Here is a 10,808-nt window from a genome sequence, read left to right as displayed (position 1 = left end):
TGGCACTCTGCGGTGACCTTATTGGGGCCGCTTCGCAGCCCAGCGCGGGGCAAGCCCGCTCACCACAGAGTTATGTGTCAGCCTTTAAGAGTTGATCCTATGCCCCGATGAGGGAGTGTCAGTTGATGGATTTGGTACTGACCCACTGCAATCGGGGGCAAGTCGAATCGTCGCACCGCCCCTCCCACATTTTTAACCCAGTACACCAGACCCAACTCCGGTCGGCTCTAAGGCCGCCGCGCTTTGGCTCTTGATCTCAAATCGCCCCGTCAAACACGCTGGCCGAACGCAGGCTTTGGAGCGTGGGTAACCCGGCAGGACGCCGGGTTAGCCGCACTGGGCCATGGATGGCCCATTGCGGCGGCCCACGCTCCAAAGCCGGAGTGAGGGCACACCGAGCCTAAGCGAGGTGCCGAGTGTTGGGGCGAAGCGTTTTTGGTTACTTTTGGCGCTCTTCCAAAAGTGACCCGCTGTAAGAGCGGAACCCTAAGCAGCCGTTACCGCAGCAACGGATATGTACTCGGTCAAATCCAACGACATGGTCCGCCCGAAGGCCGCCATCGGGAGCAAGTCGAATCGTCGCACCGCCCCTCCCACATTTGGTTATACGACCAGGCGAAAAACATCATCAGACATACGCATTATAAATAACTATTAACTGCATATTTTTAATAATTAACATATAACAAAACGGACTTTTACGAACGCCTTTCCTATCCATATTGTTATGTCCAGCACCGACCCCTGACCAGGTGGAGGCCTTGCCTGAACCACCACTTTCTCAGGGTCCTACCATGAGCCACATCGCCGCGCCCAATCGCCTCACCCTTGCTGTCTCCCTCGCCCTGTTCGGCGCGTACACCCACGCCGATGACGCCGCGCTGCCGGTGGTCAATGTCACGGCCGAGCACCGCAGTGAAGACTTGCAGAAAACCCCGCTGGCGATTTCCGCCTTCGACGAGAAGAGCCTCGACGACAAGCAGATCCGCAGCGTGCGCGATCTGTCGGGCCAGGTGCCGAACCTGACTCTCAGCCGCCAGTCGATCTCCTACAGCGCCCAGACCTATGGCATTCGCGGCATCGGTGAAACCGACCCGATCCAGGAAGCCGCCGTGGCGGTGTACGCCGACGACTTGTACATCCCACGGGCGATTTCCTCGATGCTCGACTTCAATGACGTCGAGCGCGTCGAAGTGCTGCGCGGCCCCCAGGGCACCCTGTACGGGCGCAACAGCAGCGCGGGGGCGATCCGTGTGATCACCCGCGACCCCAACCAGGAAACCCGTGGTTTCGTCGAGCTCGGTGCGGGTAATTACAATGCGCAGAACGGCCGTTTCCTGATCAGCGGCCCGCTGGTGGACAACGCGTTGTTCGGCAGCTTTTCGGCGATCCGCCTGAGCCGAGACGGCACGGTGTCCAACCCGACCCGGGGCAAGGATGTCAACAACGTCGATATCCAGTCCTACCGCGGCAAGCTGCGCTACAAGCCGGAGGATTCACCCTGGGATGTGCAGTTGACCCTGGCCGGCACTTTTGACCGTGGCGACACCACCAGCTACTCGCCGTTCGACGCCAATGGCCGTTTCGACAAGTTCAAGAGCTACAGCAGCCTCGACCCGAAAAACCGCCTTGACCAGGGCAGTTCGGTGTTGCGCGCGATCTATGCGATCAACGATCACTTGAATGTCAAATCGGTCACTGCCTGGTCGTCCTTCAACCAGCCGGTGGACTACGACAACTCTGGCCAGGCCGCGCTGATCCAGAACAACCTGATCCTCTACAAGCAAAACTACGCCACCCAGGAATTCCAGCTCAACGGCGACTATGACTACTTCAGCTTCAGCACCGGCCTGTACCTGTACCGCGAACGCTTCGATGCCGACCGCGACAACCTCACCTACTCCATCGCACGCAACCGGGTGATCGGCCAGGGCCAGTACAGCACCACCAACACCGAAAGCTACGCGCTGTATGGCCAGGGCACCTACAAGATCACCCCGCAGCTGTCGCTGATCGCCGGCCTGCGCTTTACCCGCGAACACAAGAACTTCGAGTTCACCAATTACGCGATCAATACCGACAGGCAGATTACCGGCACCAACTTCGCGGCCGAGTCGAGCAAATCCTGGCAGTCCACCAGCCCGAAAATCGGCTTCGAATATGCCTGGACGCCGCACCTCAACCAGTACGCCTACGTCGCCAAGGGCTTCAAGGCCGGCGGATACGACAACCGTGCGCCGACCCGCGCCGCCGCCGAGCAGGCGTTTTCGCCGGAAGACGTGACCACCTGGGAAACCGGCTTCAAGGGCGACTTCTTCGACCAGCGCCTGCGGGCCAACGTCGCGCTGTTCTACAACGACTACAAAGACCTGCAGACCAACGCCTACGACCCGGCGCTGGGGGTGAGCCTGCGCACCAACGTCGGCCAGGCCCACACCTACGGCGTCGAGCTGGAAACCCTCACCGCCCTGAGCCGCGACCTGCAACTGAGCGCCAACCTCGGCTACCTGGAGAGCCAGTACGACGACTTCCAGAACGCCAGCGGTGCCGGGGTCGATGCCAATGGCAAGCAACTGGTGTTCTCGCCGCGCTGGAACGCCAGTGTCGGCCTGATCTACACCATTCCCGCAGGCCTGCCGGGCACCTGGCTGGCGGGCACGGATGCGCAGTTCCAGACCAAGTCCTACGCCAACGTGCTGAACGACGACATCCAGGAAGTGCCGCAGCAAACCTTATGGAACGCCAACACTCGCTACATCAGCGGCGACGGCCACTGGACCACCACCCTGGCGGTGAAAAACCTGCTGGACCGCGCTTACCCGCAATCGGTGGGCTATGTGCCGTCCAGCGGCGCCCGTTATTACTCGGTCAACGATCCGCGCACGCTGTTGCTGTCGGTGCGCTATGACCTCTGAGTGCGTTACTTGATGCGGTAGTGGAAGGTATTGCGCACCGCCGGTACGGCCACGGCCTTGCCGTCAACGATCCTCGGCTGGTAGCGAAAGGTGTTCGCCGCCGCCAGTGAAGGCCGGATAAACAATGGGTGGCAGCCGTCCAGCACCTTGGGGTTTTCCACGCGGCCTTGGGTGTTGACGCTGTACTCCAAGGTGCAGTCGCCTTCGATGTTCTTGTCCAGGGCGCGCTCGGGATAGTCCGGTGCCTCCTTGCTCAGGGGTTGGTATTGGCGGCTGTCGAAGGCCGGTGCAGGGGCTGGCGCGGGGGTGGCTGCCCGGGCTTTTTCAGCGGCCAGGCGTTGCTGATCGAGGCGTTGTTGTTCCAGCTCGCGGTTGCGTTGTTCGGTGGCCAGGCGTTCCTGCTGCTGCTCGATCTTCTTGTCTTCGACGCGTTTGCGCGCCAAGGCGGCTTTCTCGAGTTTTTGCGCCTGGACCTGTGGATCGACCACGGGCTTTACCGGCACCGGTATCACCACCGGTTCCGGCGGTGCGGGGGCAGCCACCACCGGTTCAGGCTCGGGCGCTGGCGCCGGTGGCAGCATGACCAACTGCGTGTGCATCACCCGAGGGGCATCCACCACGGGCTTTTGCGTCGACCAGCCCAGCATCAACGCGGCCAGCACGCCGACGTGCAGCGCCACCGCCAGGCTGGCGGCGAGGCTGTTTCTCCAAAACCCCGAAGCATCCCGGGGCGCCATCGTCAGGGTGGGACTGTGCATGATCATCGCCGTCATTGCGGGGCCTCGGTCACCAGCCCCAGGTTGCTGACACCACCCTTCTGCAACACCGCCATGGCCGCGACCACACGGCCGTAACCGGCGTTGTCGTCGGCACGGATATAGACCTGAGTGTCGCTGCGCGCCGCCACCACCTGCATGACCTTGGCGCCCATTTCATCCAGGCTCACGGCGCTGTCGGTCTGGTGCTGGGTATCGAGTTCGCCGCCGAGGTTCCAGTAGTAGCCACCGTCGGCCTTTACCGACAGCGTGAGGATCTGCTGGCGGGTGTCGGTGGCCAACGCCTCGGCGGCGACCTTGGGCAGGTCGATCTTCACGCCCTGGGTCAGCATCGGCGCGGTGACCATGAAGATCACCAGCAGCACCAGCATCACGTCGATATACGGCACCACGTTCATCTCGGCCTTGGGCCCGTGCTTGCGTTGCGGCCTGACTAACATGGGAGTTGCTCCTTTCAGGCGGCGACGGCCAGGTTGATCGACGTACCGCGCAGGGTGCGGTGCAGGCGTACCTGCAGCTCATTGCCAAACGCGTAGTAACGGGTGAGCAGGGTCTGGCCGCGCGCCGCGAAGCGGTTGTAGGCGATTACCGCCGGGATCGCCGCGAACAGGCCGATGGCCGTGGCGATCAAGGCTTCGGCAATGCCCGGCGCTACGGTGGACAACGTCGCCTGTTGCACCTGGGACAAGCCGATAAACGAATTCATGATGCCCCACACCGTGCCGAACAGGCCGATGTACGGGCTGACCGAACCCACGGTCGCCAGAAATTGCAGGCCCTTTTCCAGCTCGATTTCCTGCTCGGTGATCGCCACCTGCAAGGCCCGCTCCACGCCTTCGAGCACCGCCGGGTCATGGCTGTGCAAGTGCTGGTATTCCTGGACCCCGGCGATAAAGATCGGCGCAATGCCGCCCTCGCCCGCCTGTTGGATCTCACGGGACAGTGCCTGCAGATCCGGCGCGGCGCGAAAGCGCTGCACAAAACCGTTCAACTGACGCTCCAGGCGGCGCAGCACACTGCCGCGCTGGATAATCAGGTACCAGCTGAGCAAGGACGCCAACAGCAAGGTGAGCATGACAGCCTTGACCAACAGGCTGGCGTCGCTGATCAGTCCCCAGATCGTCATATGTTCCATCGTCGCGTGCATAGTGAATCTCCCATTCGATTAAAAAGTGATGACCGGTTGATGACGGTTCACGGCAATTTCAATGCGCGGGTGACCTCGGCCCAGGGTACGAACTTGAAGTTCTGGGTTTGCTCGGGCATGCGCTTGCGCCCGTCCTGCACCACCAGCATGCCTTGGCTCCATGGCCCGCCGAGGTTGATGGCGGTGACTTCCAGGCCATCGGTTTCCGACGCACCGTCGATACCGGCGGCGGCGTTCAAGCCGACGCGAAAGCCGCCGTGCACGGCAAACGGCGGTTCGGCATCCACCACCAGGTAGCTGTCATTGCCTTGGCTGGAGATCACCAGGTAGTCATGTTTATCGCTTTGGTACAGCGCCAGGCCCTCGACATCCGCATGCAATTGCGGGCCGACCTTGATCACGCTGGTCAACGTCGCCGGTTGATCGGCGCGCGCATCCACCGCCCACACGCCGACGTCTTCCTCACCGATAAACAGGCGCTGGCGCTGGTCGTCGGCCACACAGCCTTCGGGTTGGCTGTCGACCTTGAACTGACGCACCAGCTCGCCATGCACACGGCCGTCCGGCGCACTGAGGCGGTATTGCAGGAAGGTGCCGTCCTTGCCGTTGGCAATCGCGTAGATCTCGCCGCTGGCGGGCTGGAACAGGCAAATGCCATAGATTTCCTTGAGCGGCGTGGGCACTTCACCGGCCTCTCGCAGCTCGCCGCTCTGGCGGTCGATGCTGAACAGGCTCAGGCTGTTGTGATCGCGATTGCTCGCCACCGCCAGGTCCACCGTTTGCGCGCCAAGCTTGAAGTTGGGGCGTACGTCGACGTTATTCAGGCGGCCCACCGCCAGTTCCTGCAACAGCTTGCCGTCGAGGTCGTAGGCGAGCAGGCCCTGTTTCTTGTTGGTGCCGAGCACACGGCTGTTGGCCGGGGTTTGCGGGTGAATCCAGATCGCCGGGTCATCCGCCGCATCGCCCTGGCGGCCGACCGGGTCGCTCTGGCGCAAGGCCGCGACTTCCGGCAGCACCGCAGCCGCCGCGACGGGCGTGGCCTGCCAGTCGAGCCTGGCCTGGTAGAGCGTGCCGCTGTCATCATCGCGCACCAGCAGCTGGCGGCCATTGAGCGCCAATTGCTCCGGCTCTTTCAGGCCCGGCAGGCCCAGGCTCGGTTGCTCCACCCAGCGCTCGCCGGTGTGCTGGAACAGGTGTAACCGGGCGGTCTTCGGGTCCAGGGCAACCACACCACCGGGTACCAGCGCCATGGCCCCGGCTTCGCGTTTGGGAGTGTCGAACAGCGCCACCGGCGTGCGTTTCACCTCGGCTTCCGGGTGCGCCGGGTAGGCCCACCAGCCGACATTCTCTTCATTCACCAGCAACTGCTGGGTGGCATCGTCCACCTGGCAGAACTGCGCCGACGGCGGCAGCGGCAGACCCCGTACACGCTGGGGGTCGGTGAGCAGCGTCGCGCCGTTGCCCACCAGCCATTGCTCGCCCTTGCCCTCTTCGCCCACCAGGAACACAAACAGATTGGCCGCGGCGTCGCGGTACAGGCACAAGCCATTTACCGGGTAGCCGCGGGTCGGCAGGTACAGCGGTTTGCCCCAGCTTTTGCTGGCGCTGTCCAGGCTGATCAGCAGCGCCTGTTGGCGCTCGTTGTCGAGGCTGGCGACCAGCACCTGGGCACCTGCGGCGCGGGTGTCGAGGCTGCTGAAGTTACCCTTGAATCGCGCCAGCTCGGCGCCCTGGCTGTCGAGCAGTTGCAGGCCGTCGCGGGTGCTGGTGGCCAGGCGCTCGGTGGTGTTGGGCAGGAAGGCCACGGCTTCGGCCTTCAAGGATGGCGCCCAAGGCGTCAGGGTCAGATCGGCAGCCAGTGCATGAGTGCAGGTCAACACCGATATCAGCAAGTACAGCTTGGAAATTCTCATGTACAAACAAATCCTTCGAAAACAATGGAGTTCCAATGTGGGAGGGGGCTTGCTCCCGATAGCGGTCAATCAGTGAAGGATGCACAACTGGCCCCCCTCATCGGGAGCAAGCCCCCTCCCACATTGGAATCGAGGTGTGAGTTAGAAATGAGTGAAGGTCAGTCCCACCTTGTAGGTCGGGCCGTACTCTTCGTATTGGCCGTTGTAGCTGCGGTGGCCGGTGTAGACGAAGTACGACTCATCGGTGAGGTTCTGGGCTTCGAAGCTGACTTGCAGGTTCTTGGTCAGCGAGTAGCGCGCGCTGAAGTCGACGAAGGTCTGGGCGTCGACGTGCAGGTCGTGGGCCTTGTCGTTGATCGAGGCCAGTTCATACAGGTAGGCCGACTTGTAGTTGGCCGACAGGCGCAGGCTGAGCTTGTCGTCCTCCCAGCCGAGCATCAGGTTGCCGACGGTGTCCGACTGGTTGGGCAGGCTGATGTTGCGCTTGCGATTCGTGCCGCTGGCGGCGTCGAAGCCTTCGATATCGGCGCTGGAGCGGCTGAAGGTGCTGTTGGCGCCGATCAGCAAACCGTTCCACGGTGCGGGCAGCCAGTCGAACTTCTGTGAGTAGGCCAGTTCCAGGCCGTAGAGCTTGGCGCTGTCGCCGTTGGCATAGGTGTGAGCCTCGGAGAAATTGGTCCAGGCGCCGGTGCCGGCGAGGTCGGTGTTGTAGACGAAATTCTTGATGTCCTTGTAGAACACGAATGCCGACACGGTCCCGGCGCGGCCCATGAAGTGCTCGATACCCAGGTCAAGGTTGCTCGATTCCAGGGGCTTGAGGTCCGGGTTGCCGAAGGTGGCTTCGTCATCGTCGATCACAAAACCCGGCGCCAGCTGGCCGAACGTCGGGCGCACCACCGACTTGGTCCAGGCCGCGCGCACCTGGGTGTTCTTGTCGATCTGGTAGCGCGCATGCAGGCCCGGCAGCCAATGGTGATAGCGGCGCTTGGTCTCGGTGGGCGTGAACACGCCATCGGTGGCACCGGTGCCCTTGGCTTCGAACTCGGTGCCTTCGTAGCGCAGCCCGGCGATAAAGCGCCAGTCGTCAACGTCGAGGGTGTTCATCAGGTAGCCGGCGTTGATGTCCTCGCGGATGGTGAAGTCGTTGACCCGCGATTCGGTCTCGTCATAGAAGTCCGCCGGGTTGAGGCTGCCGATCAGCTGCTTGATGGCACCGGGGCTGATGCCGGGGCCGTAGTTGCCCAGGCGATAGTCGACGCTGCCCTTCTGGAAGCGGCTGAGGTTGAGTTGGTCGGCACTGAAGCCGAGGGTGTCGAAGTCTTCGTAGACCCAGGCCTCCAGGTCGTTGTCCTTGTTGCGGCGGCTGACCTTGCCGCCGAACTTGACCTGGGACGCATAGCCGCTCAGGTCATAGTCGCGAGCCAGGTCCAGGCGCAGGTTTTTCTCGGTGTCCGTGGTGTTCTGTTTTTCCCAGTCGACCTTGTCGAGGCTGAAGTTGCTGGCGTCGTAGAAGCCGCTGCCGATGATCGGGCGGGGTTTGTCCTTGTCGTAGAAACCGCTGCCTGCAAAGTCGCCGCCGTCGAAGGTGGCGCCGGCGATATGCGCCGGGCTGTCTTCGCTGGACTGGCTGTAGCCGGCCTGGCCGCTTAAGGTCCACAGGCCGAGCATGCGTTCGCCGCCGAATACATAGGATTGGATTTCCTGGGTTTCCTCACGGTTTTTCAGCTTGCGCTTGCCCTCGGCATCACCCAGTTGGCCCGGGGCCTGGGGGTCGGCAAACTCGATGCTGGTGGAGTTGCGGGTTTCGGTGTCGGTGTAGCGGCTGTAGAGGGTGCGCAGGTAGTAGCTGCTGAGGTCGTCGGGCTTGTAGTCGAAGTTCAGGCCACCGCCGGCACGCTCGCGGCTGATGTCGTAGTCGCGCTGTTCGAACTCGTTGAGCCGGGCGCCGTCGGTGAAGTCCCAGGCGCCGCCGGTTTCGACGTTGTCCGAACCGAAGTCGCGTTTCTGCCAACTCAGCGCTGCGGCGACGCCGAAGTTGTCGATGCCGTCGCCGAGGCTGAAACGGTTACTGGCGGCGCCGGAGAATTTCGGGCTGGTCTGGTGGGTGTTCTTGTCGTAGCTGGCTTCGCTGCTGCCGGTGTAGAACAAACCTTTATGGTCGAAGGCCGAGAGGCTTTGCACATCGACGGTGCCGCCGAGGGAATTGGCGTCCATGTCCGGGGTGAGGGTCTTGATCACCGACAGCGATTGCACCAGTTCCGAAGGCAGTACATCGAGGGCCACGGCGCGGCGCGCGCTTTCCGGGGCGGGCACCAGGGTGCCGTTGATGGTGACGCTGTTGAGGTCCGGGCCCAGGCCGCGCACGCTGACAAAACGCCCTTCGCCCTGGTCGCGCTCCACACTGATGCCCGGCAGGCGCTGCGCCGCTTCGGCGACGTTCTGATCCGGCAACTGGGCCACGCCGTCGGCATGCACCACGCTCTTGATGCTGTCGGCGCTGCGTTGCTCCTTGAGCGCCTGGTCGATGGCGGCAGCCTGGCCGACCACCTCGACGTGCTCGGTGGCGCTCGCTTCGGCGGCGCTCAACCGTTCACTGGCCATCGCCAGGGCCAAGGCGGTAAGCGTAAAGCTGACGAGCCCGGTGCGCTTGTACATGCAATCCTCCCCAAGAATCCGTTGGCGCCAGGCAAGGGGCCCGGCAACTGGGAGGGCACGCTAGGGGTGGGGGATGACGGTTCTGTGACAGCAGGTCTGTGGCAGGCCCATAAACCGGGGGGTTTAGCCGATTTCCGGTTTGAAATGAGCTGAAATGACCTCAGTAGATCGAATGTGGGTGGGGGCTTGCTGTGGTGAGGGGGCTTGTCCTCCGACGGGTTCACTGAGGATACGGGGGGCCTGCTTCGCAGACCAGCGCGGGGCAAGCCCGCTCACCACAGCAAGCCTGCTCACCACAGCAAGCCCGCTCACCACAGCAAGCCTGCTCACCACATCAAGCTCGCTCACCACAGCAAGCTCCTCCCACATTTTTTGATCGCCCGTGTGTTTGAGCTGAGCTGATTCGACCCTCCTCCACCGTCATCCAACGGTCACATCCATCTGCTGTGCTGGCGCCCACCACTCATTTGCCCAAGGACCTGCGGCCATGTTTTCCGTGCTCAAGCCCCACCGCTGGAAACTCTCGTTGCTGCTGATCGCGGCCAACCTCGGGCTGATCCTGCACCTGGCCTGCGGCGAGTTGAAAAGCGTCAGCGAATGGGTGTGGCTGGATATCTTCGGCGAAGGCGGTTCCGCCCTGCTCGCTCTGGTATGGCTGGGCCTGGTGCTCAAAAGCCGCCCCGCCGGGCGCGTCACCAATTACCTGGCGCTGGGCCTGTCGTGCATCTTTTTCTCCTGGTGGATCGACAGCCTCGACGAATTTATCCGCCTGCCCGACAGCATCACCTGGGACCATTGGCTCGAGTCCGGGCCGATGCCGGTGGGCATGATCCTGCTGACCATCGGCATCTACCACTGGCACCGCGAACAACTGGCGATCAGCGCTCAGATGGAAAAACGCGAGCGGCTGTTCCGTGAGCATCGGCTGTTCGACAAACTCACACCGCTGGCCGGCGCCGACTACCTCAAGCGCCAACTGGCCGACAGCCTGCAGGACAGCCGCGAGCAGCAACAACCGCTGTCGCTGCTGGCCCTGGACCTGGACAACTTCGCCGCGATCAACCAGGCCTACGGGCATGCCGAGGGCGACGCGGTGTTGCAGGCCCTCAGCCATTTGCTGCTGCTCAACCTGCGCCGCCAGGACCTGCTGTGCCGCCTGGCCGGCGACCGTTTTGTGGTGCTGCTGCCCAATACCGGCGAGCGCCAGGCCAAGGAGCTGGCGCTGGAGTTGCAGCAAGCGGTGCGCGGCCTGGCCCACAAGACCCGGCAACAGGGCGAACGCCTGCAACTGGCGGCGACCACCGCCGTGGTCATGGCCCTTGAAGAACCGCCCCAGGACTTGCTCAAGCGCCTGAACCTGGCATTGGCCAGGGCCAAGCAACCCCTTGCGAAAAGTGCCTGA

General features: G+C 62.9%; 7 protein-coding genes. 2 read left to right on the top strand and 5 right to left on the bottom strand.

Annotated elements, in window-relative coordinates; genetic code table 11:
• The first annotated feature begins 794 nt into the window (after positions 1 to 794).
• Positions 795 to 2,915, top strand: a complete 2,121-nt coding sequence (locus PspCFBP13509_RS13040) for a TonB-dependent receptor (RefSeq protein ID WP_137212139.1) — start codon at positions 795 to 797, stop codon at positions 2,913 to 2,915.
• Positions 2,916 to 2,920: 5 nt separating this feature from the next.
• Here the strand turns inward: PspCFBP13509_RS13040 and PspCFBP13509_RS13035 are convergent, their stop codons facing one another.
• The 5 genes from PspCFBP13509_RS13035 to PspCFBP13509_RS13015 all read right to left on the bottom strand — a co-directional run bounded on the left by PspCFBP13509_RS13035 (position 2,921) and on the right by PspCFBP13509_RS13015 (position 9,406).
• Positions 2,921 to 3,688 carry an energy transducer TonB gene (locus tag PspCFBP13509_RS13035; RefSeq protein ID WP_065927193.1) on the bottom strand — a complete coding sequence of 256 codons (768 nt, stop codon included), beginning with the start codon at positions 3,686 to 3,688 and terminating at the stop codon, positions 2,921 to 2,923.
• Positions 3,685 to 4,131: a protein TolR gene (gene tolR / locus PspCFBP13509_RS13030; RefSeq protein ID WP_027607142.1), complete on the bottom strand. Its 447-nt coding sequence runs from the start codon at positions 4,129 to 4,131 to the stop codon at positions 3,685 to 3,687. The genes PspCFBP13509_RS13035 and tolR overlap by 4 nt, the downstream gene beginning before the upstream one ends.
• Before the next feature lie 14 nt (positions 4,132 to 4,145).
• Complete coding sequence (gene tolQ, locus PspCFBP13509_RS13025; RefSeq protein ID WP_074847040.1) at positions 4,146 to 4,838, bottom strand: protein TolQ; 693 nt, start codon at positions 4,836 to 4,838, stop codon at positions 4,146 to 4,148.
• 47 nt (positions 4,839 to 4,885) lie between these two features.
• Positions 4,886 to 6,751 carry a phytase gene (locus tag PspCFBP13509_RS13020; RefSeq protein WP_137212138.1) on the bottom strand — a complete coding sequence of 622 codons (1,866 nt, stop codon included), beginning with the start codon at positions 6,749 to 6,751 and terminating at the stop codon, positions 4,886 to 4,888.
• A gap of 141 nt (positions 6,752 to 6,892) precedes the next feature.
• Positions 6,893 to 9,406, bottom strand: a complete 2,514-nt coding sequence (locus tag PspCFBP13509_RS13015) for a TonB-dependent receptor (RefSeq protein ID WP_137212137.1) — start codon at positions 9,404 to 9,406, stop codon at positions 6,893 to 6,895.
• 487 nt (positions 9,407 to 9,893) lie between these two features.
• Between PspCFBP13509_RS13015 and PspCFBP13509_RS13010 the strand changes: the two genes are divergently transcribed.
• On the top strand, positions 9,894 to 10,808 hold the full coding sequence (locus PspCFBP13509_RS13010) for a GGDEF domain-containing protein (RefSeq protein WP_024074876.1): 915 nt from the start codon (positions 9,894 to 9,896) through the stop codon (positions 10,806 to 10,808).

This window comes from Pseudomonas sp. CFBP13509, from assembly GCF_005233485.1.
GTDB classification, from domain to species: Bacteria; Pseudomonadota; Gammaproteobacteria; order Pseudomonadales; family Pseudomonadaceae; genus Aquipseudomonas; species Aquipseudomonas marginalis.
The sequence above is the reverse complement of the archived record's forward strand: the minus strand, read 5'-3'. Positions and strand labels throughout refer to the sequence as shown.